22 protein-coding genes are annotated in these 25,432 nt (G+C 72.8%); 11 read left to right on the top strand and 11 right to left on the bottom strand.

The genetic code is table 11. From position 1 onward, the window contains the following. The first annotated feature begins 24 nt into the window (after nucleotides 1-24). Nucleotides 25-597 (top strand): dihydrofolate reductase family protein, encoded by a 573-nt coding sequence (locus ACIQFU_RS15880; RefSeq protein ID WP_402551907.1) that lies wholly within the window; start codon nucleotides 25-27, stop codon nucleotides 595-597. A 67-nt stretch (nucleotides 598-664) separates the two neighbouring features. Here ACIQFU_RS15880 and ACIQFU_RS15875 read toward each other — a convergent pair whose 3' ends face one another. From ACIQFU_RS15875 to ACIQFU_RS15860, 4 genes are read right to left on the bottom strand one after another with little or no spacing between them, the layout of a single operon-like run. Next, nucleotides 665-3,055 carry a beta-glucosidase gene (locus ACIQFU_RS15875; protein ID WP_402551905.1) on the bottom strand — a complete coding sequence of 797 codons (2,391 nt, stop codon included), beginning with the start codon at nucleotides 3,053-3,055 and terminating at the stop codon, nucleotides 665-667. Beyond that, nucleotides 3,052-3,870, bottom strand: coding sequence for a carbohydrate ABC transporter permease (locus ACIQFU_RS15870; protein WP_402551903.1), 819 nt, complete (start codon nucleotides 3,868-3,870; stop codon nucleotides 3,052-3,054). Before ACIQFU_RS15870 ends, ACIQFU_RS15875 begins: the two co-directional genes overlap by 4 nt. Next, nucleotides 3,867-4,823 (bottom strand): carbohydrate ABC transporter permease, encoded by a 957-nt coding sequence (locus ACIQFU_RS15865; RefSeq protein ID WP_402551902.1) that lies wholly within the window; start codon nucleotides 4,821-4,823, stop codon nucleotides 3,867-3,869. Before ACIQFU_RS15865 ends, ACIQFU_RS15870 begins: the two co-directional genes overlap by 4 nt. A gap of 10 nt (nucleotides 4,824-4,833) precedes the next feature. Continuing rightward, on the bottom strand, nucleotides 4,834-6,138 hold the full coding sequence (locus ACIQFU_RS15860) for an ABC transporter substrate-binding protein (protein WP_402551901.1): 1,305 nt from the start codon (nucleotides 6,136-6,138) through the stop codon (nucleotides 4,834-4,836). Between the two features lie 138 nt (nucleotides 6,139-6,276). Here ACIQFU_RS15860 and ACIQFU_RS15855 point away from each other — a divergent pair, with 138 nt between their 5' ends. After that, nucleotides 6,277-7,317 (top strand): LacI family DNA-binding transcriptional regulator, encoded by a 1,041-nt coding sequence (locus ACIQFU_RS15855; protein WP_402551900.1) that lies wholly within the window; start codon nucleotides 6,277-6,279, stop codon nucleotides 7,315-7,317. Nucleotides 7,318-7,457: 140 nt separating this feature from the next. On the opposite strand, the gene ACIQFU_RS15850 is transcribed toward ACIQFU_RS15855, so the two are convergent. The 4 genes from ACIQFU_RS15850 to ACIQFU_RS15835 all read right to left on the bottom strand — a co-directional run bounded on the left by ACIQFU_RS15850 (nucleotide 7,458) and on the right by ACIQFU_RS15835 (nucleotide 11,103). Further along, a complete protein-coding gene (locus ACIQFU_RS15850) occupies nucleotides 7,458-7,937 on the bottom strand; it encodes an NUDIX hydrolase (protein ID WP_402551899.1) in 480 nt (159 codons plus the stop codon). A gap of 68 nt (nucleotides 7,938-8,005) precedes the next feature. Continuing rightward, nucleotides 8,006-9,619, bottom strand: a complete 1,614-nt coding sequence (gene lnt / locus ACIQFU_RS15845) for an apolipoprotein N-acyltransferase (RefSeq protein WP_402551897.1) — start codon at nucleotides 9,617-9,619, stop codon at nucleotides 8,006-8,008. A 76-nt stretch (nucleotides 9,620-9,695) separates the two neighbouring features. After that, nucleotides 9,696-10,238 (bottom strand): hypothetical protein, encoded by a 543-nt coding sequence (locus ACIQFU_RS15840; protein ID WP_402551896.1) that lies wholly within the window; start codon nucleotides 10,236-10,238, stop codon nucleotides 9,696-9,698. A gap of 79 nt (nucleotides 10,239-10,317) precedes the next feature. Then, nucleotides 10,318-11,103 (bottom strand): glutamate racemase, encoded by a 786-nt coding sequence (locus ACIQFU_RS15835; RefSeq protein WP_402551937.1) that lies wholly within the window; start codon nucleotides 11,101-11,103, stop codon nucleotides 10,318-10,320. A gap of 57 nt (nucleotides 11,104-11,160) precedes the next feature. Here ACIQFU_RS15835 and ACIQFU_RS15830 point away from each other — a divergent pair, with 57 nt between their 5' ends. Further along, nucleotides 11,161-12,387 (top strand): glycosyltransferase, encoded by a 1,227-nt coding sequence (locus tag ACIQFU_RS15830; protein ID WP_402551894.1) that lies wholly within the window; start codon nucleotides 11,161-11,163, stop codon nucleotides 12,385-12,387. An 18-nt stretch (nucleotides 12,388-12,405) separates the two neighbouring features. Here the strand turns inward: ACIQFU_RS15830 and ACIQFU_RS15825 are convergent, their stop codons facing one another. Next, nucleotides 12,406-13,683 (bottom strand): TerD family protein, encoded by a 1,278-nt coding sequence (locus tag ACIQFU_RS15825; protein ID WP_402551936.1) that lies wholly within the window; start codon nucleotides 13,681-13,683, stop codon nucleotides 12,406-12,408. Nucleotides 13,684-13,981: 298 nt separating this feature from the next. Here ACIQFU_RS15825 and ACIQFU_RS15820 point away from each other — a divergent pair, with 298 nt between their 5' ends. The 4 genes from ACIQFU_RS15820 (at nucleotide 13,982) to ACIQFU_RS15805 (ending at nucleotide 18,680) form a co-directional block, all read left to right on the top strand. Further along, nucleotides 13,982-14,425, top strand: a complete 444-nt coding sequence (locus ACIQFU_RS15820; RefSeq protein ID WP_061447215.1) for a DUF6643 family protein — start codon at nucleotides 13,982-13,984, stop codon at nucleotides 14,423-14,425. Nucleotides 14,426-14,467: 42 nt separating this feature from the next. Further along, entirely contained in the window at nucleotides 14,468-15,295 is an 828-nt protein-coding gene (locus ACIQFU_RS15815; protein WP_402551892.1) for an MOSC domain-containing protein, read from the top strand. A gap of 232 nt (nucleotides 15,296-15,527) precedes the next feature. After that, a complete protein-coding gene (locus ACIQFU_RS15810; RefSeq protein WP_402551891.1) occupies nucleotides 15,528-16,133 on the top strand; it encodes a hypothetical protein in 606 nt (201 codons plus the stop codon). A gap of 108 nt (nucleotides 16,134-16,241) precedes the next feature. Further along, nucleotides 16,242-18,680 carry a right-handed parallel beta-helix repeat-containing protein gene (locus ACIQFU_RS15805; protein ID WP_402551890.1) on the top strand — a complete coding sequence of 813 codons (2,439 nt, stop codon included), beginning with the start codon at nucleotides 16,242-16,244 and terminating at the stop codon, nucleotides 18,678-18,680. 31 nt (nucleotides 18,681-18,711) lie between these two features. On the opposite strand, the gene ACIQFU_RS15800 is transcribed toward ACIQFU_RS15805, so the two are convergent. Then, nucleotides 18,712-21,087 carry a hypothetical protein gene (locus ACIQFU_RS15800; RefSeq protein WP_402551888.1) on the bottom strand — a complete coding sequence of 792 codons (2,376 nt, stop codon included), beginning with the start codon at nucleotides 21,085-21,087 and terminating at the stop codon, nucleotides 18,712-18,714. Nucleotides 21,088-21,343: 256 nt separating this feature from the next. On the opposite strand from ACIQFU_RS15800, the gene ACIQFU_RS15795 reads away from it, so the two are divergent. Both ACIQFU_RS15795 and ACIQFU_RS15790 read left to right on the top strand, forming a co-directional pair. Further along, nucleotides 21,344-22,168: a DeoR/GlpR family DNA-binding transcription regulator gene (locus ACIQFU_RS15795; protein WP_402551886.1), complete on the top strand. Its 825-nt coding sequence runs from the start codon at nucleotides 21,344-21,346 to the stop codon at nucleotides 22,166-22,168. A gap of 134 nt (nucleotides 22,169-22,302) precedes the next feature. Then, nucleotides 22,303-22,776 (top strand): SRPBCC family protein, encoded by a 474-nt coding sequence (locus tag ACIQFU_RS15790; RefSeq protein ID WP_402551884.1) that lies wholly within the window; start codon nucleotides 22,303-22,305, stop codon nucleotides 22,774-22,776. Nucleotides 22,777-22,783: 7 nt separating this feature from the next. Here ACIQFU_RS15790 and ACIQFU_RS15785 read toward each other — a convergent pair whose 3' ends face one another. Beyond that, on the bottom strand, nucleotides 22,784-23,908 hold the full coding sequence (locus tag ACIQFU_RS15785; RefSeq protein WP_402551882.1) for a PLP-dependent cysteine synthase family protein: 1,125 nt from the start codon (nucleotides 23,906-23,908) through the stop codon (nucleotides 22,784-22,786). Between the two features lie 360 nt (nucleotides 23,909-24,268). On the opposite strand from ACIQFU_RS15785, the gene ACIQFU_RS15780 reads away from it, so the two are divergent. Together ACIQFU_RS15780 and ACIQFU_RS15775 are read left to right on the top strand one after the other, a co-directional pair. Beyond that, entirely contained in the window at nucleotides 24,269-24,592 is a 324-nt protein-coding gene (locus tag ACIQFU_RS15780; protein ID WP_402551934.1) for a hypothetical protein, read from the top strand. 185 nt (nucleotides 24,593-24,777) lie between these two features. Next, nucleotides 24,778-25,326, top strand: a complete 549-nt coding sequence (locus tag ACIQFU_RS15775) for an ATP-binding protein (protein WP_402551881.1) — start codon at nucleotides 24,778-24,780, stop codon at nucleotides 25,324-25,326. The last annotated feature ends 106 nt before the right edge of the window (nucleotides 25,327-25,432 follow it).

Raw genomic sequence — 25,432 nt, 5'->3', positions numbered from 1 at the left:
ACACGAAACATCGAGGAACCACGCATGCGTACTCTGATCAGCACCGCTTTCGTCTCGCTCGACGGCGTCGTGGAGGCCCCGGGCGGCGAGCCCGGCTACCGGAACTCCGGCTGGACCGTCGAGCTCGTGGACTTCGTCCCCGAGGCGTACGAGATCAAGGGCCGGGAGCAGGGCGAGGCCGCGGCGCTGCTCCTCGGCCGGGTCAGCTACGAGGCGTTCAGCCCGGTGTGGCCGGACATGGCGGAGTTCCCCGAATACCGGAGAATGCCGAAGTACGTCGTCTCCACCACCCTCGGCGAGGAGAACCTGGTGACGAACTGGGGTGAGACGACGATCCTGCGTTCGCTCGACGAGGTCGCCGCGCTGAAGGAGACCGAGGGCGGTCCGATCATCGTCCACGGCAGCGCGGCCCTGAACCGGAGCCTTTCGGACGCCGGGCTGATCGACCGCTACCACCTGCTGGTCTTCCCGCTCCTCCTCGGCGCGGGCAAGCGGCTGTTCAGCGACACGGACAAGGACGCCCAGCGGCTGAAGCTCGTCGAGCACGAGGTCTACGCCAACGGCATCCAGAAGAACGTCTTCGACGTCGTGCGCTGAGCCGGGCGGCGAGCGGTGGTGCCGGGAGCCGGAGCCCGGGACCACCGCTCGGCGTCGGGCCGGTGTCTCAGGCGCCCTCGACTGCCTCCTTTGCCTCCTGCCGGAACACGGCGTGCAGCCGCCGTGTGTGATCGACCTGCCGCTCCGGTCCGGTGAGCGCGACCGTCGCCGTGAGCCGCGGCTCGGTGCTGGACGCGGCGAACCGCAGCTCCAGCTCGCCCGGTTCGACGACGCGGCGGCCGTCGCGGCCGGTGAAGGAGGCGAGGTCGGCGGGCACCTCGACGCTCAGCCTGCGGGACTCACCGGGGCCGAGCGGCACCCGCGTGTAGCCGATGAGGCGCTGCACCGGCTGGACGACGGAGGCGACCGGGTCGTGCAGGTAGAGCTGCACGATCTCGGTGCCGTGCCGTTCGCCGGTGTTGCGGACGGTCAGCTCCAGCGAGAACGCACCGTCGGCCGGCGCCTCCCCGGTGTGCACCACGAGGTCGCTCCAGGCGAACGAGGTGTACGTGAGCCCGTGCCCGAAGCCGAAGGCCGGTGTCGGGTCGATGCTGGACACCTCGCTGGCGTGGGCGAGCCGCGCCCCGAGGTAGGTGGTCGGCTGGGCGCCCGCGCCGCCGGGCACGCTGACGGGCAGCCTGCCGGTGGGGCCGGTGCGGCCGCTGAGCACGCCGGCGATCGCCGCGGTGCCCTCCTCGCCGGGGAAGAACGACTGGACGATCGCGGCGGACTCGGCCACGGCGCGGCCGAGTGCGTAGGGCCGTCCGGCGAGCAGGACCGTGACCACCGGCTTCCCGGAGTCGAGCAGCGCGTCGAGGAGCTGCTGCTGGGCGCCGGGCAGGGCGAGGGACTCGGCGTCGCAGCCCTCGCCGCTGGTGCCGCGGCCGAACAGGCCCGCGCGGTCGCCGAGGACGGCGACGACGACGTCCGCCGCACGGGCCGCGTCCGCCGCCTCGCCGATGCCGGAGAGCTCGCCGTCGTCGACGCCGGTGCCGCGGGCGACGGTGATGTCCGCGTCGGGGAACTCGGCGGTCAGGGTGTCGCGCAGGGTGGGCAGGTCGATGCCGACCGGGACCTGGGGATGCTGCACACCGACGTGGCGCGGGAAGGAGTAGCAGCCGAGCACGGCGGTCGCCTCGGTGGCGTTGGGGCCGACCAGGGCGATGCGGCGGGGCCGGGCGAGCGGCAGGGTGCCGTCGTTGGTGAGCAGCACCACCGCCTTCTCGGCGATCTCGCGGGCCAGTTCCCGGTTCTCGGACCGGTCCAGGTCGATACGGCCGCGCAGCGCTTCCGGATCCGAGAGGTCCACCCCGTCGAGCGCGGGCGGGACGGGGCTCCAGTCCGGGTCGAGCAGTCCGAGCAGCGCCTTCTGGCCGAGGACGCGGCGCAGCGCCCGGTCGACGAGGGACTCGGGGACCCGGCCCTCGGTGACCGCCTCGACGAGCGGCGCGCCGAAGGTCTTCACGGTGGGCAGTTCGACGTCGACGCCCGCCTCCAGCGCGGCGCCCGCGGCGCCGGCCCAGTCTGCGGCGATGCCGTGCAGGGTCTTGAGGAAGGCGATGCCGAAGTAGTCGGCGACGACCGTCCCCTCGAAGCCCCAGGTGTCGCGCAGCAGCCCGGTCAGCAGTGCCTCGTCGGCCGCGGCCGGCACGCCGTCGATGTCGGTGTAGGCGTGCATGACGGAGCGGGTGCCGCCCTCGCGGACGGCCATCTCGAACGGCGGCAGCAGGACGTCGGCCCGTTCGCGGGCGCCCACGGAGGAGGGCGCGAGGTTGCGGCCGGCGCGGGAGGCGGAGTAGCCGACGAAGTGCTTGAGGGTGGCGACGATCCCGGCGGACTCCAGGCCCTGTACGTACGCGGTGCCGATGGTGCCGACGAGGTACGGGTCCTCTCCGATGGTCTCCTCGACGCGGCCCCAGCGGGCGTCGCGGACCACGTCGAGGACGGGTGCGAGGCCCTGGTGGACGCCGACGGACCGCATGTCGCGGCCGATGGCGGCGGCCATCCGGCGCACCGCGTCCGGGTCGAAGGTGGCGCCCCAGGACAGCGGGACGGGGTAGGCCGTGGCGCCCCAGGCGGCGAAGCCCGCCAGGCACTCCTCGTGCGCGAGAGCGGGGATGCCGAAGCGGCCCGCCGAGGTGATCCGGGCCTGGGTGCGCATGAGGGAGAGCGCGCCGAGGGCGGGGTCCACGGGGACGGTGCCGAAGGGGCGGGTGAGCTGGCCGAGGCCGGCGGGCAGGAGCGCGTCGAGGTCGACGGTCTCCTCCATGTCGTGCTGGTGGGGGGCGACTTCGCCGCCCTTGTCGGAGGCGCCCACCCACACTCCGTACAGCTGGGCGATCTTCTCCTCGAGGGTCATCGCGGCGACGAGCGCGTCGACTCTGGTGGCGACGGGGTGGGTGGGGTCGTTCCAGAGGGGGATTTCGGGGGTGGTCTCTACGGCCACGTCGGCAGTCACTTTCCTCCGACACCCATCAGCCCCTGGATGAGGGCGCGACGGGCGAACAGGTAGACGAGCAGGATGGGCACCATGGACAGCACCACGGCTCCCAGCAGACCGGGGATGTCGATGCCGTGCGCGGTCTGGAAGTTGTACAGGCCCAGGGTGACCACCTTGGTGGACTCGGACTGGGTCAGCACGAGCGGGAACAGGAAGCCGTTCCACGCCTGGAGCGCGGAGAACACCACGATCGTGGACAGTCCCCCGCGCGACAGCGGCACGACGAGCTGGAAGAACATGCGCCGCGGGCTCGCGCCGTCCATCGCCATGGCCTCGTACAGCTCCGGGGAGATGTCACGCATCGCACCGCTGAGGATGAGCGCGGACATCGGCAGGCAGAAGGCGGCCGTGGGCAGGATGACGCCGAGCAGGTTGTCGTACAGCCCGGCTTCGCTGATCAGGTAGAACATCGGCACGATCACGGCCTGGGCCGGGATGGCGAGACCGAGCAGGAAGAGCCGGAAGATCGCCGACGTGGCCCTGCCCCGGCTGCGGACGATGGCGTAGGCGAGCGGCGGGACCAGCAGCAGCACGATGCCGATCACGCAGGCGGTGACGACGAGCGTGTTGAGGAAGTACTGGCCGAAGCCCGAGTCGAAGGCGCCGGTGTAGTTGTCCAGCGTGAAGCTGTCCGGGAGGGAGACCGGGCCGTTCTCGGCGTAGTCCTGGCGGGTGCGCAGGGTCGCGGCCAGCATCACGTACAGCGGCAGGCCGACCAGGACGAGCCAGACGAGTGAGCCGGCGCCGGCCGGGTAGTTGGGTCGGCGCCTCATGACACACCCTCCATGGAGCTGCGCATCTTGTCGTAGCCGGAGACCCGGACGACGACCAGCGAGATGATCGTGGCCGCGACGACCAGGGCCAGGGCGATCGCGGAGCCGATGCCGTAGTCGAAGCTCTTGAAGGCCTTGTCGTACATGTAGTAGGCGCTGATGGTCGTGTCGGTGCCGGGGCCGCCCTGGGTCAGGATGAGGACCGTCTCGAACGTGGTCAGGCCGCCGACGATCATCAGGATCATCGAGGTGATCATGGAGGTGCGCAGCTGCGGCAGGGTGATGTGGAAGAACTGCCGGTAGCGGCCGGCCCCGTCGATCTCCGCCGCCTGGTACAGCACCTGCGGGACCGCGCGTGCGGCGCCCTGGTAGATGAGCGTGTGGAACGGGGTGAACTGCCAGGTGCTGACGAACGCCAGCACCCCGACTGCGGTGGTCTGCTCCCCGAACAGGTTGCCGTCGCCGAAGAGCCACGTGGCCTCGGCGGGGATGCCGAAGTTCGGGTCGAGCAGCGCCCGCCAGAGCACGGACACGGCCGTCGCGGACAGCAGCAGCGGGATGAAGTAGATGACGGACAGGACGGCGCGGTTGCGCTGGTGACCGGCGGCCCAGACGCCGAGCAGGATGCTCAGCGGGGTCTGCAGGACCACGCCGAGCGCGGTCAGCAGCAGGGTCAGCCAGATGCTCTTGAGCATCACCGGGTCGTCGATGAGGCGCGACCAGTTGTCGGTACCGACGAACTCGGGCGAGCTGATCCCGTCCCAGCTCATGAAGGACAGTACCGCCACCATGATCAGCGGGACGATGGCGAAGAGGAAGAAGAACACTGCGGCGGGCACCGCCCAGCCGAAGCCGGGGCGGCCCACCGTCGTCGCGGACGAGGCGGGCGGCCGCCGCCGGGACTCCTTGCGGGGTCCGGCGGCGGGCCGAGCGCTCGTGAGGTGTGTGGTCATGAGCCGTTCGTCACTCGGTCGGGAGGGCCTGCATGGCCTTGATGAAGCCGTCCGTGTCGAGCTGTCCGTTGAAGAACTGCTGGATGGCCTTGTGCATGTCCGAGCTGGCCTTCTGCGGGTACGCCTGGTCCCAGGACAGCTGGAAGGACGGGGCGTCGGCGACGAGTTCGTACTGGAAGCGCGTGTACTCGGGGGTGGCCGAGTCGTCGATGAACTTGTCGGTGTTGGTCGTGGTCGGCAGGTTGCCGATGTCCAGGTGCGCCTTGACGAACTCGTCGGAGTACATGAGCTTCAGGAACTCGGCGACGGCCTCGGGGTGCTTCGTCTTCTTCATCACCGAGTAGTAGTTGTTGGTGTTGCCGGCGACGTCGGCCGGGTCGCCCTTGCCGCCCTCGACGCCCGGGAAGGCGGTGTAGCCGAGGTCCTTCTCGGCGAACTCCTTGTGATCCGTGAGCTGCTGGGAGAAGTACCAGGAGCCCATCAGCTCGAAGCCCGCCTTGCCCGAGGCCACCAGCTGGACCGATCCTCCGTTGGTGTACTTGACGGAGTCGTAGTTCTTGCCGAAGGCACCGGCGTCGACGAGGTCCCTGATCATGCCCAGGGCCTTCTTGCTGTCCGCGCTCTCCCAGGCGCTCTTGTCGCCCGAGAGGGCCTTGGCGAACAGCTCCGGACCGGCGATGCGGTCGTAGAGGTACTGGAACCACATCTGGGTGGGCCAGACGTCGCCGCCGCCGAGCGCGATCGGCGTGACGCCCGCGTCCTTGAGCTTGTCCACCGCGGTGAGCAGTTCGTCCCAGGTCTTCGGCGGCTGGACGCCGGCCTCGTCGAGGACCTTCTTGTTGTGGAAGAGCAGGACCGGCTGGGTGCCGCGCATCGGTATGCCGTACGGCTTGCCGTCGACGACGGCGCTGTTGAAGACGGACGGCAGGAACTTGTCCTTCAGGCCCGGGTCCTTCTTGATGAAGTCGTCGAGCGGCATGAGCAGGTCCGCCTTGACGAACGGCTTGATGCTGCCGCCGCCCCAGTTGTAGAAGACGTCCGGGGCCTGGGGGGTGTTGATGATCGTCTGCAGCTTCGTCTGGTAGTCGGCACCGGGGATGGTGTCGAGCACCGCCTTGACGTCGGACGTCTTGTTGAAGGTGTCGACGATCTGCTGCTCGATCTTGTTGCTGGCGTCCCCGTAGACCAGGACATGGATCTTGCCGTCGTCCGACGACGCCCCGCCGTTCCCGTCACCGCAGGCCGACAGGCTCAGCGCCAGGGCCAGCGTCGCACCGGTGGCGACCAGTCTGGGCAAGCGCGCACGTGTCTTCATCGTTCGCCTTTCGAAAGTTTCGGCGCCATCACCGAAAGTCCATGCTGGTCGGACAGTAAAGTGAGACCGGATTTCTGGTCAATGGCCGTGCGGCTGCCGACTCAAAACGTTATCGATCGCATGGCCTATCCTGCCTGCATGCACGATGAAGTTGAGGTGAGCGCCAGGGTGACCCTGGCCGAGATTGCGAAAGAGGCGGGGGTCTCCCCGCCGACAGTTTCGAAGGTCCTCAACGGTCGTTCGGATGTCTCCAACCCGACCCGGGCGAAGGTCGAGCGGCTCCTGGAGGGGCACGGCTACCGCCGCCGGAACGCGGGCCGACCGCGCTCCCCGCTGGTCGAACTCGTCTTCCACGAGCTGGACAGCGTCTGGGCGATGGAGCTCGTCCGGGGCGTGGAGAACGTCGCCAAGGCCAACCGGACCGAGGTCGTGCTCACCCGCAGCGGCACCCGGCACGCCCCGGCGCCGGACTGGATCGACGGTGTGCTCGGGCGCGGGCCGCTGGGCGTCGTGCTGGTCTTCTCCTCGCTCCCCGCCGAGGTCAAGCGGCGGCTGCGGTCCTGGAACATCCCCTTCGTCATCGTCGACCCGGCCGGCGACCCGGACCCCGACGTTCCGTCCGTCGGCTCCGCCAATTGGGCCGGGGGTCTGGCGGCCACCCGCCACCTCACCGACCACGGGCACCGACGCGTCGCGATCATCACCGGGTTCGAGGACATGCTGTGCTCACTGGCCCGGCTCGACGGCTACCGCTCGGCGATGACCATGGCGGGCCTGCCGGTCGACCCGGCCCTGGTCCGCCACGGCGACTACGACGTGCAGAGCGGCTTCGAACACGGTATGGACCTGCTCGCGGGTCCCGACCGGCCGACGGCCGTCTTCGCGGGCAGCGACCTCCAGGCACTCGGCGTGCTGGAGGCTGCCCGCGTCACGGGCCTGAGGGTCCCGCAGGACCTCTCGGTCGTCGGCTACGACGACGTGCCGCTGGCCCAGTGGTCCAGCCCGCCGCTGACCACCGTCCACCAGCCGCTGCGGCACATGGCCGAGGAGGCCACCCGCATGCTCTTCCACCCGGACGACCCCGGCCGCGCGGGCCGGCGCATCGAGCTGGCGACCCACCTCGTCGTACGGCAGAGCACCGCACCGCCGGACGGGGCGGCCGCGGCGCCCGGTGCCTGACAGCGATGACCCGTTGAGCTTCCCTCGGCGCGCCTCCGCAGGCGGTACTGGCCATACCTCGCACCTGAGCCTGTCGGACCGGCCGTGAGATGCGTACGGCCCGCCGGGGCCACCCCTCCGGGTGGGCCCCGCACCGTGTCTCAGAGGGTGCCGCTGGGTTCGAACCAGGTGGGGGCGTCGGACAGGGCCTGCTTGACCCTGGTGTGTCCGAATTCCTTGATGTCCGGCAGCGCGTCCACCGCGAACCAGCCCACCTCCAGCGACTCGTCGTCGTTGACCCGGGCCTCGCCGCCCACGGCCCGGCAGCGGAAGGTGATGTCCATGAACTGGCAGACGTCGCCGTTGTCATAGGTGACCGGCTTCATCGCCTGTACGAGGACCATCCGCTCGACGGCGCACCGGACGGCGGTCTCCTCCTCGACCTCGCGCACGGCGCAGGCCGCGGGCTGCTCCCCCGGGTCCGGGATGCCCCCGATCAGCGACCAGCGCCCGTTGTCCGACCGCCGGCCGAGCAGCACTCTGCCCTCGTCGTCGAAGACGACGGCGGTGACTCCGGGGAGCCACAGGAGCTGGTGTCCGGCGAAGGCCCGCAGGTCGCGGATGAAATCGGGAGTAGCCATGCGCCCGACCCTAACCGGCCAGCCGCACCGCTCCCGACGACGACGCGGGGCGTGCGACGGGCGTACGGCTACACGTCGCGGGCGCGCCGACCGCGCACACCGGCGCCGACGGCCCAGCCGAGACCGCCGGCGGCGACCAGGACCAGGGTGATCTCGGGTGCGACGCCGAGCCGGGTGGCGGGTGTCTCGGAGGAGCGCAGGGGCACCTCCTGGACCAGGGAGTCGGCCACGAACATGCCGGTCTTCTGGGTGATCCTGCCGTCCGGCATGATGATCGCGCTGACGCCGCTGGTCACCGGGACGGTGACGGTCCGGCTGTGCTCGACCGCACGGATCCGGGACATGGCGAGCTGCTGGTAGGTCATCTCGCTGCGGTCGAAGGTCGCGTTGTTGCTGGGCACGGAGATCATCTGGGCGCCGTCGGTGACCTCGGAGCGCACGGCCCAGTCGAAGGCCGCCTCGTAGCAGGTCACCAGGCCGACCTTGGTGCCTGCCATGGTGAACACGCCGGGCTCGGTTCCCCGGCTGAAGTCCCGGCTGACCATGCTGGTCCAGGTGTCGTTGATCGCCCCGATGAGCGAGCGCAGGGGCAGGTACTCGCCGAACGGCTGGATCTGCCGCTTGTCGTAGGTGTCGACGGGGCCCTTGTCCGGATCCCACAGGATCTGCTCGTTCAGGAGCTTGCCGTCGCGGTCCACGACGCCGCCGACCGAGATGGGCGCACCGATGGCCTTGGCGGCCCGGTCGATGGCCGAGCGCGCGTCCGGGTTGGCGAAGGGGTCGATGTCCGAGGAGTTCTCCGGCCAGAGGACGAAGTCGGGACGGGCCGTCCTGCCCGCCTTCACCTCGGCGGCCAGGCGTACGGTCTCGCGCACGTGGTGGTCGAGCACGGCCCGGCGCTGGGCGTTGAAGCCGAGACCCGCGCGGGGCACGTTGCCCTGGACCACGGCGACGGTCGCGGTGCCGTCCTCCGCCTCGTCGCCGACCAGCGGCCGTGCGGCCAGGGCACCCACGACGGGTACCGCCACGCCGAGCAGTGCCACCGCCGCGGCACCGCGTCGCACCTCGTCGCCGCGGCGGGCCCGGACGGCCAGGCGCACGGCCTCGCAGAGCCCGAAGCCGCACAGGACGACCGCGAAGCCGAGCAGCGGTGTGCCGCCGGCGGCCGCAAGCGGCAGGAACACGCCGTCCGCCTGGCCGAACGCGATCTTCCCCCAGGGGAAGCCCTCGAAGGGCACGCGCGCGCGTGCCGCCTCCCCCGCGGTCCACAGCGCCGCCGCCCACACCGGCCATCCCGGCAGCTTCGACACCGCGGCGACGCCCGCGCCGACGGCCGCCACGAAGAGTGCCTCGATCGCGGCCAGGGCGAGCCAGGGGCCGGGGCCGACCTCCACGCCGGTCCACACCAGCAGCGGCAGCAGGAAGCCGAGACCGAAGAGGTAGCCGAGGCCGAGGCCCGCCTTCCAGCCGCGCCCGCGCAGCACCCCGCCGAGGACGGCGAAGGCGGGGAGCGCGAGCCACCACAGGGTGCGCGGCGGGAAGCTGACGTAGAGGAGCACTCCGGAGAGCGCCGCGGCGGCGGCCGGGAGGAGGCGCGTGAGCCGCGCGACGGCCCGGGAGGCGGGCGTGGTCTGCGGTTGCGTCCGGTCCGACTCGCCGACGGAGGTTGCGGTGGCTGTCACCCCCCGGAGTGTACGGCGGGTGACCTGGCCGCGGACAGGACGGTCCGCCGGCGTCGCGGGGGTCCCGCCCGCCCGCTCAGTGCGCCGGGCCGGGTGTCTTCGGGCGCAGCCGGTCCTTGATGACCTGGACGGCGGCCTCCGCGTCGTCCACGGTGATCGTGAAGGTGTGCCCGTCCCACAGCCGCAGGATCAGGCCCTCCCCGCGTCGCACGACGACGGCGGTGCCCCGCTCGGGACGCCATCGGTAGCCCCAGCCGCCCCAGTGGCGCGGGGTGACGTGCGGCGCGAACTCGGCGCCGGCGACGTGCGAGAGGGGGATGCGGCGGCGGGGCACGCCGATGTGGCCGCAGCGCACCTCGAGGCAGTCCTCGTCGACTCTGAGCGCGACGTGCACGAAGGCGAGCGTGCCGAACAGGACCAGCAGGCCCGCCGCGATACAGCCGACGACGGCCATGGCGAGCGGGGCGACGCCGGACTCCCAGGCCGATTCGACGGCCAGGGCGATGCCGAGCGCCACGCAGGCGGCGCCGATGAGCGCCAGGAACCACTGGATCCGGCTGGTGGCCCGGCCGGTCCAGACGTTCGGCTGTGGGACGGTCTCGCCGTGGCGATGCCTCATGGATATGAGGTTACTCATGTTTCGCTGTGCCGGTACCTCGTCGCGCAGGGTGACTGGGCCGACCGTGCGGGCGGGCCGGTCAGCCGGCCGGGGTGACCTCGTGCAGGAGCCTGCCCTCGTCGTAGGCCAGCGCGGGCGCGGGCAGAGTGCCCTCGCGTCCGCTGAGCAGCACGGTCAGGGTGCCCGCGGCCGGAGCTCCGGGGTCGGGCCGGGCGCCGATCCGGCGCAGCGCCTGGGCGGCCACCGCACCGGCGGAGCCGTGCAGGACGAGGCGCGGGGCGCCGGGGCGCTGGACGGCGGCGCGGATGCGCTCGGCGACCAGTTCGTAGTGGGTGCAGCCGAGGACGACGATCGTCACGTCCTCGGGGGTGAGGGCGGCCGCGGCGGCGACGGCCGCGGTGATCGCCGCCTCGTCCGCGTGCTCGACGGCGTCGGCGAGCCCCGGGCAGGGCACCTCGGTGACGGATGCTCCGCCCGCGAACTCCTCGATCAAGCCACGCTGGTAGGGGCTGCCGGTGGTGGCCGGTGTCGCCCAGATCGCCACGGGGCCGCCTCCCGCCGCGGCCGGCTTGATCGCCGGCACGGTGCCGACTACGGGCACCCCGGGCTCGAGCCGGCCGCGCAGCGCGGGCAGCGCGTGCACGGTGGCGGTGTTGCAGCCGACGATCAGGGCGTCCGGACGGTGCGCGGCGGCGGCCTCGGCCACGGCGAGGGCCCGTCCGGTCAGGTCCTCGGGGGTGCGCGGGCCCCAGGGCATGCCGTCGGGGTCCAGGGAGAGGATGAGATCGGCGTCCGGTCGCAGCCGCCGTACCGCGGCTGTGGCCGCCAGCAGACCGATCCCGGAGTCCATGAGCGCGATCTTCACCCGGCCACCATAGACGATGCGCCGCCACCGGCCCGTGCCGTGGTGCAGACTGCGCACGTGAGCGCCGATGTGTGGACTTCCGTCGTGACCGTCGTGACCTTCGTGTCCGCCCTCTCCCTCGCCGCCTGGCTGTGGCTGCTGCTGGCCCGGGGCTTCTTCTGGCGTACGGACGTCAGACTGCCGGCGCGGAAGGAACCCGGTGTCTGGCCCTCGGTGTGCGTCGTCGTTCCGGCGCGCGACGAGGCGGCGGTGCTGCCCGCGAGCCTGCCCTCGCTGCTCGCCCAGGACTATCCGGGGCGGGCGGAGGTCTTCCTGATCGACGACGGCAGTACGGACGGCACGGGTGGGCTGGCCTGCGAGCTGGCCCGGCGGCACGACGGGCTGCCGCTCACCGTGGCTTCGCCCGGGGAGCCGCCCGCCGGCTGGACGGGCAAGCTGTGGGCGGTGCGGCACGGCATCGACCTGGCACGCGCGCGCGAACCCGAGTACCTGCTGATGACGGACGCCGACATCGCGCACGCGCCGGACAGTCTGCGCGCGCTGGTGTCGGCGGCGGGCACCGGAGGGTTCGACGTCGTCTCCCAGATGGCCCGGCTGCGGGTGGAGAGCCTGTGGGAGCGGCTCGTGGTGCCGGCCTTCGTCTACTTCTTCGCCCAGCTGTATCCGTTCCGGTGGATCGGCGGCGGCCGCGCGGGGAGCGGGAGGAAGAAGGGGACGCGGACGGCGGCCGCGGCGGGCGGCTGTGTGCTGCTGCGTACCGAGGCCGCCGAGCGGGCGCGGATCCCGGACGCCATCCGGCACGCCGTCATCGACGACGTGGCCCTCGCCCGGGCGGTCAAGGGCGCCGGCGGGCGGGTCTGGCTGGGTCTGGCCGAGGGGGTGGACAGCGTCCGTCCGTATCCGCGGCTGCACGACCTGTGGCGGATGGTCTCGCGCAGCGCGTACGCGCAGTTGCGGCACAACCCCCTGGTGCTCACCGCGACGGTCGTCGGCCTGGCGCTGGTGTACCTGGTGCCGCCCGCGGCGGTGCTCGCCGGCCTGGCGGCGGGGCGGGGCACGACGGCCCTGCTGGGCGCCGCCGCCTGGCTGGTGATGGCGGGGACGTATCTGCCGATGCTGCGTTACTACCGGCAGCCCCTGTGGCTCGCGCCGACGCTGCCGTTCACCGCGTTCCTCTATCTCCTGATGACGGTCGACTCGGCGGTGCAGCACTACCGGGGACGCGGCGCGGCCTGGAAGGGCCGCACCTACGCGCGTCCGGAGGCCGTGCCCGAGGAGGGCTGAGCGTGCGCCCGGGGCGGGTCACTTGCGGCCGGGGGTCCAGTTCATGCCCCAGCCGTAGGCGTGGTCGACCGTTCGCTGCGGGCTCACCCCTCGGTCGGGCACCAGGTAACGGGCCTCGCGCTGGACGACGAGGTCGCTGCCGGTGTTGGTGATCAGCGCGAGGGCGCACACCGTCGAGGGCACGGTGCACTCGTCGAGCGAGAAGTCGACCGGGGCGCCGTGCTGCGGCTGGAGGGTGACCGTGGCGTGCAGGTCGGCGAAGGAGCGGGCGCCCTCGTAGATGGTGACGAAGACGAGGATGCGCCGGAAGTACTGCTTGTGGTCGAGGCTGATGGTGAGGTTCTCACCACTCGACACGGCGCCGGTGCGGTCGTCGCCGTCGAGGTGGATGAACGGCGGCTGGTGCAGCGCGCCGAAGGCGTTGCCGAGTGCCTGGACGACGCCCTTGCTGCCGTCGCTCAGTTCGTACAGGCAGCACAGGTCGAGGTCGAGGTCGTTGTGCGTGGCGACCGGGCGGCCGAGCTTGCGGGCCCAGCCCGAGAACTGTTTGCGCACCTCCCAGTTGAGGTTGACGCGCATGGCGCCGGAGGTGCCGCCCTGCTTGGTCAGCGAGACGGAGGGCGCCGCCTTGGTGAGCGTGACCTTGGTCAGGCGGACCGGCGCGGCGGACGGCGCGGGAGGGACGGGGGGTGCGGGCGGCGTGGGAGGGGGCGTCGTGGCCGCCGGAGCCGGCGGTGCCACCGGCGCGGGCGGCGCGGCAGGGGGCGCGGCGTGCTGGGGTTCGTCCACCGAGATGCCGTAGTCGGTGGCCAGGCCCTCGAGTCCGCTGTCGTATCCCTGGCCGACGGCGCGGAACTTCCAGGCGCCCTGGCGGCGGTAGAACTCGCCGAGCACGAAGGCCGTCTCGACGGTGGCGCCCGGGTTGTCGAAGCGGGCGACGACGGTGTTCTGCGCGGCGTCGCGGACCTCGATGCAGAGATCGGGGACCTGCCCGAACGCTCCGCCGTCCGAGGAGGCGGCGAGGATCACGGTCTCGATCGCGGGCTCCACGCGCGCGAGGTCGACGAGCAGGCTGTCGGTCACCTGGCCGCCGGCGTCCCGCTTGCCCTCGTGCCGGACCGATCCGGAGGAGTGGGCCGGCTGGTTGTAGAAGACGAAGTCCGCGTCGGAACGGACCTTCCCGCCCACCAGGAGGAGGGCGGAGGCGTCCGCGTCGGGCACGCCGGGTCCCGATCGCCAGCCCAGTTCGACCCGCAGCGCCGTCGTCGGCACCGGGGTGTTCGACCCTTTCGACATTGACATGTCCGCCCCCATCACGTGTCACCGAGCCGGGCTGCCAGGTCCCGGCGAATCGTCGAGTTCTCGACGCCCAACCTATTCTCCGGACCGCCCGTCCTTGGAGAGGAGTCCGCCGGAAGCTTCCGTCAACCGCCGGTAACCCGCCCGGAACTCGGCCTTTACCGCAAAATCGCGCGGCGTGGCGCCCCTTTTTGTCAAGTTCGCTCGCATTGGGGATACCGGGTCACTGCGGACACGGAAAACAACCCTCTTATCGGTCTCCCCAACCAGCACATCGTGGGCTTAACTTATGGCCATGACCTCCCCCCGCTCCACTTATGGCGGCGGCTACTACTCCGCCTCCTTCCCGGACACCCCGATCTACGACTCGCTCGTGGCCGAACGGGGCACACCGCAGATCGCCCCGATCCGGGTCCCCGCCGCGTACGACATGCCGAGCAGCAGCCATCTGCCCGCGCTGCCGTCCGCCCTGCCCGCCCTCCCGGCGGGCCCCTCGCAGCCCTCCTACGGATATCCGCAGCAGGCCCCGCAGCCCGCCCCGCTGCAGCAGGCCCCCGCCGCGTACATCCCGCACCAGGCGACCGCGCCACGCGGATACCCCGGCCCGCAGCAGCCGCAGCAGCCCCGCCCGGCCGCGCCCGGCCCCGCGGGGTACGAGGCGATGCGCCCCGCGGCTCCCCGGCCGGCCCCCGCGCCGTACCAGGATCCGTACAACCAGCAGCAGTACCGCGGCTACTGAGCCGTCCCCGGGGTCACCGCCGCCACCTGGCACGATGACCTCATGGGGTACGCGCGACTGCAGTCGATCCACGTCCATCCGGTCAAGGCCTTCCGGAGCCTGTCGCTCCAGGAGGCCGTCGTGGAGCCCTGGGGGCCGGCCGGAGACCGACGCTGGATGCTGATCGACGACGGGGGAAAGGTCGTCACGCAACGCAAGCAGCCGCGTCTCGCCCTGGCCGCCGCCGAGCTCCTGCCCGGCGGCGGCGTACGGCTGTCCGCGCCTGGCATGGCCCCGCTCACGGTGCCCGTTCCGCGCGCGGCGGACACCGTGACGGTGCGGATCTTCAACGACAAGGTGGAGGCGCTGCCCGCCGGGGACGAGGCCGCGCACGCCTGGTGCAGCGCGCTGCTCGGGGCCGACGTCCGGCTGGTGCACCTGGACGATCCCGCCACCCGCCGCCCCGTGGACCCGCGTTACGCGCTGCCGGGCGAGACGGTCTCCTTCGCGGACGGCTTCCCGCTGCTGCTGACCACCACGGCCTCGCTCGACGCCCTGAACGCCCTGATCGCGCGGGGCGAGCACGCGGACGAGGGTCCCCTGCCCATGAACCGCTTCCGGCCGAACCTGGTCGTCTCCGGCACCGAGCCCTGGGCGGAGGACCGCTGGTCGCGCGTCGCCGTCGGCGAGGTCGTCCTGCGGGTCGCCAAGCCGTGCGGGCGGTGCGTCGTGACCACCACCGACCAGGACACCGCCGACCGCGGTGCCGAGCCCCTGCACAGCCTCGGCCGGCACCGGCGCGTCGACGGCAAGCTGGTCTTCGGGCAGAACCTGATCCCGCTCGGCCGCGGCACGGTCCGGGTCGGCGACCCCGTGCGGATCATCGAGTGACGTGCAACCGTTCGTACCCGGCGGGCGGACCGGAGGCCGTTCCCGGGCGAACGGGCCGGTGACGGGAACCCGTTGCGGGATCCGCGCGTTGGGCTTTGTGAGAGGTTCATGAGAATCCGGCCGGCGAGGGCCGTCGAGCGGGGGCGGCACCCTCCCGCGGCCCGGCCCGCACTGGATTCGCGTGAACGGCTCGGCGGGGGGAGGCGGAGCGGAGCGGGAAGGGGGCGCGGGCGTGCGAGCGATCAGAGGTCTCTGGCGCTGGCGAGGCAATCCGCTGTGCCGCACGAGCGACCTGGCCGAGGCGTGGGTGGCCCTGACCGCGCTGCTCCTGATCCTGTCCGTGGCGCCCCTGATCGGCGCGCTCGTGGGCGGCGCGGCGCACGGCGCCCTGCAGCGGTCGGTGCGTGACCAGCACGAGTCACGGCACCGGGTGACGGCCACCGTCGTCCGTGCCCTGGAGCGTTCGCCCCTGAGTGTCGACCCGGAAGGCGCCTCGGGGGAAGACCTGCGCAGCCGTGTCCTCGCCGACTGGACGGGCCCCGACGGGTCGCGGCACGAGGCCCCCGTCCTGGTCGGCATCCACGATCCGGGCAGCGGCGACCGGTTCGCCATGTGGACGGACGCGCGGGGCCGCGAGGTGGCCCGCCCGCTGGACGCCGAGACCGCGACCACGCACGCCGTGCTCGCCGGGCTCGGCACCGCGGTGGTGGCCGCGGCCCTGGTGGAGGCCGCCCGGCGGATCGTGGTCTGGCGCCTGGTGTGCCGCCGGTACGCGCGCCTGGAGCAGGAGTGGGAGCGGGCGGGGCCGGACTGGGGCAGGACCGGCGCGGGCAGCTGACCGGCTTGTGCCACCGGTCAACTCACCACCTGCGCACACGCTACGGTGGACCGGCCGAACCGAATCGGCGACGACCCGCGTACGACGAGGTGGGGGCACAGCAACGCCATGGCACAGGGCACGGTCCAGGTGACGCACACCGGCACCTCGCGGTGGCGGCGCCGCACGGGTGAGTACGCATCGCTCGCCGCCGCCCTGGAGGCCGCGGCCGACGGCGACGTCCTCACCGTCGCCCCCGGCACCTACCGGGAGAACCTCGTCGTCCAGCGGGCGGTGACCCTGCGCGGACCCGAGGGTGCCCAGGGCTCGGTGCGCATCGCGCCCTCCGACGGGGTCCCGTTGACGGTGCGCGCCTCGGCGGTGATCCAGGACCTGCACGTCGAGGGCCAGGACGCGGCGGCGCCCGCGGTGCTGGTGGAGGACGGCACGCCGGAGCTGCTGGGCCTGCGCGTCGTCGCGCGTTCCGCCTCCGGGATAGAGGTGCGCGGCGACGCGCGTCCCACGGTGCGGCGCTGCACCGTCGACAATCCGGCCGGCGTCGGCATCGCCGTCCTGGACGGCGGGGGCGGCGTCTTCGAGGAGTGCGAGGTCGTCGCGGCCGGTCAGGCGGGCGTAGCGGTGCGCTCCGCCGCCCGCCCCCGCCTTGAGCGCTGCCGGGTGCACCACGCCGCGGGTTCCGGGCTGACGGCGACGGGCGAGGGCTCCGCTCTTGAGGCCGTGGGCTGCGAGGTCTACGAGGTCCGGGGCAGCGGCGTGCAGGTGACCGGCCGGGCCACGGCCCACCTGACCGACTGCGACGTGCACCGCACCACGGGCGACGGCGTCACCCTGGACACGGACGCGGTGCTCACCCTCGCCGACTGCCGCATCCACGACATCCCGGAGAACGCGGTCGACCTCAGGTCCCGCTCCGTCCTCACCCTGACCCGCACCAGCGTGCGGCAGTTCGGGCGCAACGGCCTGTCGGTGTGGGACCCGGGCACGCGGGTCGACGCCAACCAGTGCGAGATCTTCGACAGCACCGGCGACTATCCCGCGGTCTGGGTCAGCGACGGGGCCACCGCGGTGCTCGACTCGTGCCGGGTGCACGACGTGCCGGACGCGCTGTTCGTCCTGGACCGCGGCTCGCGCGTGGACGTCGTCGACAGCGACCTCTCCCAGGTGCGCAACACCGCCGTGTCGGTGAGCGACGGCGCCACCGCCCAGCTCGACGACTGCCGCATCCGGGACGCCGCGACCGGCGCCTGGTTCCGCGACCACGGCAGCGGCGGCACCCTGAACAACTGCACCCTGGACGGCAATCGCACCGGTGTGATCGTCACCAAGGGCGCCGATCCCACCATCGAGCGCTGCACGGTCGACTCGCCCTCCGAGGCGGGCGTGTACGTGTCGGCGGGCGGCCGCGGCAGCCTCCTGAACTGCCGGGTCACCGGAAGCGCCGGCTACGGCTTCCACGTGATCGACGGCTGCCGCACGACGCTGAAGAAGTGCCGCACGGAGCGGTGCGCGCGCGGCGGGTTCGAGTTCGCGGAGGGCGGCCCCGACACGGCCTACGACTCCGGTCCGCTCGTCGAGGACTGCACCAGCGACGAGAGCACCGGCCTGACGGCGCCGGCCGCGCCCGAGCCGGTGGTGCAGACGGCGGCCCAGTCCCCCGGTCTGCTGGGCTCGATCCCCGGGCAGCGCACCACGGAGCAGGAGCCCCTGATCGCGGGCACGGCCCCGCCGGAGCCCGCGCGGACCTCGAAGGCCGTGCTGGGCGAACTGGACGCCCTGGTGGGCCTGGACAGCGTCAAGCGCGAGGTGCGGGCGCTGACCGACATGATCGAGGTGGGCCGGCGCCGGCAGCGGGCGGGTCTGAAGGCCGCCTCGGTCAAACGGCACCTGGTCTTCACCGGTTCCCCCGGCACCGGCAAGACGACGGTCGCCCGGCTGTACGGCGAGATCCTCGCCTCGCTCGGCGTGCTGGACAAGGGCCACCTGGTCGAGGTGTCCCGGGTGGACCTGGTGGGCGAGCACATCGGCTCCACGGCGATCCGCACCCAGGAGGCGTTCCAACGGGCCCAGGGCGGCGTGCTGTTCATCGACGAGGCCTACGCGCTCTCCCCCGAGGACGCGGGCCGGGACTTCGGCAAGGAGGCCATCGACACGCTGGTCAAGCTGATGGAGGACCAGCGGGAGGCCGTCGTCGTGATCGTCGCGGGGTACACGGCGGAGATGGAGCGCTTCCTGTCCGTCAACCCCGGTGTGGCCTCCCGCTTCTCCCGCACCATCACCTTCGGCGACTACGGTCCCGGGGAGCTGCTGCGGATCGTGGAGCAGCAGGCCGACGAGCACGAGTACCGGCTGGCGCCGGGCACCTCCGAGGCGCTCACGAAGTACTTCACGGAGCTCCCCAAGGGCCCGGCCTTCGGCAACGGCCGCACCGCCCGCCAGACCTTCGAGGCGATGGTGGAGCGGCACGCGAGCCGGGTCGCCCAGCACTCCGACCCCAGCACGGACGACCTGACGCTGCTGTACCCCGAGGACCTGCCCGGGCTGCCGTAGCGGGAGCCGGGCACGGGCGCCCCGGCCGGTCCTAGCAGTCCTCCGCCGTGTCGTCGGCCGCCGGGACGGACGCGGCCGGACCCTCGGTGTGGCGCGGCGCCGGCACCTCCGGGCGCAGCCGGGACAGCAGCCGTTCGCGTTCCTCGGCGAAAACCGGGTCGGCCTCGTAGTCGGAGTGACCGAGGATCGGCGCCGGCAGCGGGTGCAGTTCGGTGCGGCCGTACGTCAGGGGGTCCTTGAGGGGTGCGCGGTCCACCGCGGGGCCCGCGTCGCCCGGCAGCCGCATCGGGCCGCCGATGGGGTCGGTGCGCCGGTACAGGTTGCGCCAGCAGTCGACCTCACCGTGCAGCGAGGCGAGCGCGTCGGGACCGAAGTGGGCCGGGAACCAGCGGCCGTACAGCCGCTCCAGCGGGGAGCCGTAGGTGAGCAGGGCGACGCGCCTGCGGGCGGACGGCTCGAGCTGCCAGGACGCGGCGGCGGCGAGGACGCTGCCCTGCGAGTGCCCGGAGATGACCAGCCGCCCGCCGGTGGCTCGGGTCCAGGTCGCCATCCGCCAGGTCAGGTCGGGCACCGCGCGCTCGGCGTAGCAGGGCGGGGCGAAGGGGTGCGCGGCGCGCGGCCAGAAGGTGCCGACGTCCCACAGGATGCCGATGGTGCGCCGCGCGGAGGCGTCCTTGTAGGCGCGCCTGCCCCAGGTGACGAACAGTATGAAGCCGAGGCCGATCAGCCAGGAGCCCAGTTCCTGCGCGGTCTGCGCGGCGCCCTGGACGACGGCGTACGTGCCGCGCGCGGCCTCGCCCGGTACCCGTTCGGTCGTCAGGGCGCCCACCAGGGCCCCGGCGCCGAGGAGCAGGGTGGCGGTGGAGGTGATGGCGACGAGGAGGGGCGCCCGGTCGGTCAGGGTGGCCATGGCCCTGGTGAGCGCGATGCGCCGGGTGCGCCCCGCATCCCCGGTCTCGCCCGGGTGGTCGTGTTCCACGGTGTCCCGTTCGGCGCGGGCGAGGCGCAGGGTGTGCCGGGCGAGCGCGGCGCACATCAGCAGGACGACGACGAGCAGCGGCGGGATGACGGACGCCTGCCAGGTCAGCAGTACGGGCGGGCCTTCGAGGAAGGTGCCGGTGCCGTCCATCCAGTCGGAGACGCGCTGGGCGACGCCGCCGGACATCACGCCGCCCAGCGCGCAGGCCAGCATGGCGACGGCGGGACCGCCCAGGCCCCGGACCGCGGCGCGGGCGTCGGGGCGGCTGCGGTGGAGCAGGTGGGCGACCACGGCCAGCGCGACGACCAGCAGCCCCTGCACCAGGGCGATGGCGCCGAAGGCCGTGTCCCCGGACAGCCGGCCGTCCGAAGCCCACCCGGGGCGGTCCCGGCCGCCGTACAGCAGGGCGAGGACGAACAGGAGGAGCGCGGCGAGCGGCAGGCGGCGTACGAGGTGCTCGTCGAGTGTCCGGTCGAGGCGGTTCTCGCTGCGGCCCCGGCGGCACACCACCGCGACCACGGCGACCGCCCCCGCGGCCAGCGCCCCCAGGAGCGCCCATCCCAGCGTGTCGAGCAGTGCGGGTCCGCCCGGCCGGCGGTCGAAGCGGGCCGCCGGGGCGCCGACGGCCACGGCGACGGTCAGCAGTCCCGCGGCGGTGTGCGCGGCGCGCAGCCGGGCCACCAGGCGGCGCCCGTACCAGAACCCGGGGCGGCCCAGCGCGGCGCGGCGGGGGTCCCCCTCGGGGTCGGTCTCGCGGTCCATCGGCTGCTGGGACTCGTACGCACGCCAGGTGCGCAGCGACAGGTACCACAGCAGTCCGGTCAGCGCGGCGGGCACCGCGGCCGCGAGGGCGAGCCTGCGGCCGGGTGTGCTCCACCAGCCGCCGTCCGACATCGCCGGGGAGAGGAAGCCCAGCCAGGAGTGCCGCTCGGCGCACGCGCGCGTGCCCGCGCACTGCCAGGCGACGAGGTCGAGGGCGACCTCGCAGGCGGCGGCGACCAGGAGCACGGTCAGGGTGAGGCCCGTGAGCCGCAGCAGCAGTCCGTAGAGGCGGACGGTGCGGATCCGGCCGTCGGCGGCGGGCCGCATCCAGTGGGCGATGTTGACCACCATGAAGGGCAGGAGGAGCAGCCACAGGGCGCGGGTGCCGTTGCCCGAGGTGAGGTTGCACCAGACGTAGGCCTCGGGCACCGGCCGCCCCCGGTAGTCCTCGGGCCTGGACTCGGCGTCGGCGTCCTCGGTGCGCCGGAAGACGGCCGCGACGTGGTCGCCGGTGATCCGCACGGTCCGCGGGTCGTCCAGCATCTCGGCCGGTGTCGTACCGCCCACTCCGTGCACCAGGAGTTCCAGGGCGGTGCCGCTTCTCCCGTCCGTCCCGTCCGTCCCGTCCGTCCCGCGCTTCCCGGCCCTTCCGTGCGCCTCTTCCACTGTCCGCACTCCCCCGTGACGCGCCGTCGGCTCTGTCCGTGCGGGCACAAGGATCTCCATTCCGGGGGCGTCGTACACCCGTGGGCACGGAATCTCCCCGATCCGTGTGACCGGTGCCGCCGGGACGGGCGGTGGCGCGGGTCGTCGCGGAGCGTGCGAGGATGGGACGTCCGCGCACGGGTGCGGGGAGAAGTCCTCATCGGAGCGAGTGCGTCGGCGTGTCGGACGGTTGTGCGGCGAAAGGACCGAAGCGTACGTGAGCGAGAATCCGAACCTCCTCGCGGAGCAGCGGCGCGCCCTGATCCTCGACGAGGTGCGCCGCCGGGGCGGGGTCCGGGTCAACGAGCTGACCCGCAAGCTCGGCGTGTCGGACATGACGGTCCGCCGCGACCTGGACGCGCTGTCCCGGCAGGGTGTCCTCGAGAAGGTGCACGGCGGCGCGGTGCCGGTGGCCGAGGCCAGCACCCACGAGCCGGGGTTCGAGGCCAAGTCGGGTCTGGAGCCGACCGCCAAGGAGGACATCGCGCGGGCCGCCGCGGAGCTGGTCGCGCCGGGCGCCGCGATCGCCCTGTCGGGCGGTACGACGACGTACGCGCTGGCGCACCGGCTGGTGGACGTGCCGGAGCTGACGGTGGTGACCAACTCGGTGCGGGTGGCCGACGTGTTCCACGTGGCGCAGCGCACCTCGGGGGCGCGGCAGGGAGCGGCGACGGTGGTGCTCACCGGCGGTGTGCGCACGCCCTCCGACTCGCTGGTGGGCCCGGTGGCCGACCAGGCGATCGCGACGCTCCACTTCGACGTGCTGTTCCTGGGCGTGCACGGGATATCGGCCGAGGCCGGTCTGTCCACACCGAACCTGGCGGAGGCCGAGACGAACCGGCGCCTGGTGCAGTCGGCGCGGCGTGTGGTGGTGATCGCGGACCACACCAAGTGGGGTGTCGTGGGCCTGAGTTCGTTCGCGGCGCTGGAGCAGGTGGACACACTGGTGACCGACTCCGGGCTGTCGGCACAGGCTCGCGCGGAGGTCGCCGAGCATCTCGCGCTGGTCGTGGCGGGCGAGCCGGAGCCCGCGGCCGGCTGACGCCGTCGTCGGGCGCCGCGGGAGCCCCCTGCCGTGCGGCGCCTGCCCCGCTGACACCCGAGGCGCCCGGGGCTATCGTGGCGCCACCCGGACGATCGTCCGCACGCGCGGCTTCGCACAAGGGGGTGGTGGTCATGGTTCGCCGTCTGCGTCCGGTGGGTCTCGACTTCGTCGAGACGGCGCCGGTACGCCTGGTCTTCGCGCGGGACGTCGCCGCCGCTCCGGACCCGGTCTTCCGCGCCCTGGCCGAGGACGTGCCCGGCTGGCCGGCCTGGTTCTCGGCGGTGACGTTCGCCCGGCCCATCGGCGAGGGGGCGGGGCGCGAGATGCGGCTCAGGGGCGGCACGCGCGTGGTGGAGACGGTGCTGGCGGCCGAGCGGCCCGAGGTGTACGCCTGTCGCGTCGACGTCACCAACGTGCCGGGCGCACGGGCCGTGCTCGAGGAGTGGCGGCTGGCGCCCGCCGGTACCGGGACACGGGTGCGGTGGACTTTCGCGGCGGACGGCACCGCGCCGTTCCGTTTCGTCCTCGACCGGGCGCGTCCGGGGCTGGGACGGGCCTTCCGGGACGCGGTGACGTCGCTGGACCGGCGGCTGCGGCGGCCGTAGGCGCGGCTCAGGCGAGCAGGCTGCCGGTGCGCAGCAGGGACTCGATCGCCGCCGCGTACGGCCCGATGTCGAGGCCCTGTTCGGCGAGCCAGGCGTCCGAGTAGTACTTGTCGAGGTACCGGTCCCCCGGGTCGCACAGCAGCGTCACGACACTGCCCCGCTCCCCCGCGGCCACCATCTCGGCGACGATCTTCAGCGCGCCCCACAGGCCGGTGCCCGTGGAGCCGCCCGCCTTGCGGCCGACGGCCTGCTCCAGGGAGCGTACGGCCGCGACGCTGGCCGCGTCCGGCACCTTCATCATGCGGTCGATCGCGCCGGGTACGAAGCTCGGTTCCATCCGGGGCCGGCCGATGCCCTCGATGCGGGAGCCGTGGTCGCAGGACACGTCCGGGTCGCCGGTGGTCCAGCCCTCGAAGAAGCAGGAGTTGTCCGGGTCGGCGACACAGACGCGGGTGTCGTACTGCATGTAGTGGACGTAGCGGGCGAGGGTCGCCGAGGTGCCGCCGGTGCCGGCCGTGGCGACGATCCAGGAGGGCTCGGGGTACCGCTCCAGGCGCAGCTGGCGGAAGATCGACTCGGCGATGTTGTTGTTGCCGCGCCAGTCGGTGGCGCGTTCGGCGTAGGTGAACTGGTCCATGTAGTGGCCGCCGGTCTCCGCCGCGAGGCGGGCGGACTCCTCGTACATCCGCCGGGAGTCGTCCACGAAGTGGCACCGTCCGCCGTGGAACTCGATCAGGCGGATCTTCTCGGTGCTCGTCGTGCGGGGCATGACGGCGATGAAGGGCACGCCGATCAGCTTCGCGAAGTACGCCTCGGAGACGGCCGTCGAGCCGCTGGACGCCTCGATCACCGGCCGGTCCGGCCGGATCCAGCCGTTGCACAGGCCGTAGAGGAACAGGGAGCGGGCGAGGCGGTGTTTGAGGCTGCCGGTCGGGTGGGTCGACTCGTCCTTCAGGTACAGGTCGATGCCCCAGTGCTCCGGGAGCGGGAAGAGGAGCAGGTGGGTGTCGGCCGAGCGGTTGGCGTCGGCCTGGACCTTGCGGACGGCCTCTTTCAGCCATGCGCGGTAGGCGGCGTCGCTGTGGTCGACGTCGAGGGTGGCGCCGGTGCCGGTCTGTGGGGAAGTGCTCACTTCGGGGGCTCCTTACGCTGCGCGCCGACGGCGGACAGCGCGGCCGACAGGTCGATCATAAACACCTTCCACACGCTTCTCACCTGCATAAACACCTCTTTGGGAGTCCCAAAGGCACCCCTGGGGCGGCGTGGTCGGGGCGGCGGGGGCGCGGTGGGGGGGCGCATTCGCGCGAGTGCTCCGGTCGCGCCCGGAAAGGGAGGGCGCGTACTGGTGCTCGGAGCGCGGTGCGGGCAGACTGCCAGCGGCGGGACCGGATTCCGGTCGCGGGCGCACACTGGAGCACGACACGAGCCGGTACCGGGAGCACCGCGGTCGGTGCACGGTCCGGCAACCGACGCGCACGAGGGGGCGACGGCCATGGCGGAGCCGGAGTTCAGGGCCACGGGGGTGCGGATCGGCAAACGGCTGCGTTCACTCACCCGGGCCGGGACGGTCCGGATCAGCGGTGGCCGGGTCGAGTTGCTCACCAGCTACGGCAGTGAGATAGACAGCGCCCCGGTACAGGCGGTGCGCGCCTCCCGCCCGTGGTTCGGCCCCGAGGACCGCGCGCTGGCCGATCTCAACGGCAAGCGGTACCTGCTGACCCTCGGCGAGGGTGACCCCGCCCCCGGCGAGCCGGGCCCGCCGGCGGCCCGCCGCTTCATCGAGGCGGTGCGCAGGGCGGCCGGACGCCGCGTCTGAGAGATGTCCGTAAGTTGCGGTGCCTCACCCCTTGCGTCACGCTGGTCTCACGTCACTCTGGGTTTACCGGCGATAACGCTGCGAACCAGCCCGCCGGCCATGACAGCGGGCGGCGTGCGCCGTGTGCGGCTCGCTGGATCCGAACTCCGTGTTCTTCCGGACCTCTATGTCGGGGAGTCGCAGCCGTGATCACTCACCCAAGCAGACACTGCACGGTGGAGCTCCAAGCCCTGCCGTCGCGGATCGGCCAGGTCCGCAGAATCGTATCTGCGCAATTGCGCTACTGGCATATGGATCTCCTGATCGACCGGGCGGTGCTCGGCGTGACGGAGTTGCTGACCAACGTCCACCTCCATGCGCGCCCCGACAAGACGTGCACCGTGGAGATAGAACTGCTCCTGGACCGGCTCACGGTCTCGGTGCGCGACCACGATCCGCGGCTGCCCGTCGTGGACGACGCCGCCCCCCTCGCGACCTGCGGGCGCGGGCTCGCCATGGTGGCCGCGATGAGCGAGAGCTGGGGCGCACGGCCGCAGGGCGAATCGGGCAAGGTCGTCTGGTTCACGCTCCCGACGGCCGTCACCCCCGTGCCGGTCACCGCACCACCGGTGTCGACGCGTCCGCCGCGCCGCCTGGTCGAGGAGGTGCCGGCCGCCGCCTTCGCCGAGGTGCAGCACGCGGTCGACCTCGGCAGCCCCCAACCCGCTCCCGCCCGGTCGGCCGTTGCCGGCTGACCGGGCGGTGACCCCCCGCTGCCGCGGACCCTGCGGCACGGTTCCGGGCGGTGTCCGGGGCCCGTGTGCCGGGCGGTTCGCGGTCGCGCGGGCCGGGCGTGTCCGG

This window comes from Streptomyces sp. NPDC093065, assembly GCF_044754585.1.
In the GTDB taxonomy this organism is placed as follows: domain Bacteria; phylum Actinomycetota; class Actinomycetes; order Streptomycetales; family Streptomycetaceae; genus Streptomyces.
The sequence above is the reverse complement of the archived record's forward strand: the minus strand, read 5'-3'. Positions and strand labels throughout refer to the sequence as shown.

Coding starts and splice junctions, on each gene's coding strand:
- ACIQFU_RS15880 (WP_402551907.1), top strand. CDS start 25: ATGCGTACTCTGATCAGCACCGCTTTCGTCTCGCTCGACGGCGTCGTG.
- ACIQFU_RS15870 (WP_402551903.1), bottom strand. CDS start 3,870: ATGAGGCGCCGACCCAACTACCCGGCCGGCGCCGGCTCACTCGTCTGG.
- ACIQFU_RS15865 (WP_402551902.1), bottom strand. CDS start 4,823: ATGACCACACACCTCACGAGCGCTCGGCCCGCCGCCGGACCCCGCAAG.
- ACIQFU_RS15860 (WP_402551901.1), bottom strand. CDS start 6,138: ATGAAGACACGTGCGCGCTTGCCCAGACTGGTCGCCACCGGTGCGACG.
- ACIQFU_RS15855 (WP_402551900.1), top strand. CDS start 6,277: ATGCACGATGAAGTTGAGGTGAGCGCCAGGGTGACCCTGGCCGAGATT.
- ACIQFU_RS15850 (WP_402551899.1), bottom strand. CDS start 7,937: ATGGCTACTCCCGATTTCATCCGCGACCTGCGGGCCTTCGCCGGACAC.
- ACIQFU_RS15840 (WP_402551896.1), bottom strand. CDS start 10,238: ATGAGGCATCGCCACGGCGAGACCGTCCCACAGCCGAACGTCTGGACC.
- ACIQFU_RS15825 (WP_402551936.1), bottom strand. CDS start 13,683: ATGTCGAAAGGGTCGAACACCCCGGTGCCGACGACGGCGCTGCGGGTC.
- ACIQFU_RS15820 (WP_061447215.1), top strand. CDS start 13,982: ATGACCTCCCCCCGCTCCACTTATGGCGGCGGCTACTACTCCGCCTCC.
- ACIQFU_RS15815 (WP_402551892.1), top strand. CDS start 14,468: ATGGGGTACGCGCGACTGCAGTCGATCCACGTCCATCCGGTCAAGGCC.
- ACIQFU_RS15805 (WP_402551890.1), top strand. CDS start 16,242: ATGGCACAGGGCACGGTCCAGGTGACGCACACCGGCACCTCGCGGTGG.
- ACIQFU_RS15790 (WP_402551884.1), top strand. CDS start 22,303: ATGGTTCGCCGTCTGCGTCCGGTGGGTCTCGACTTCGTCGAGACGGCG.
- ACIQFU_RS15780 (WP_402551934.1), top strand. CDS start 24,269: ATGGCGGAGCCGGAGTTCAGGGCCACGGGGGTGCGGATCGGCAAACGG.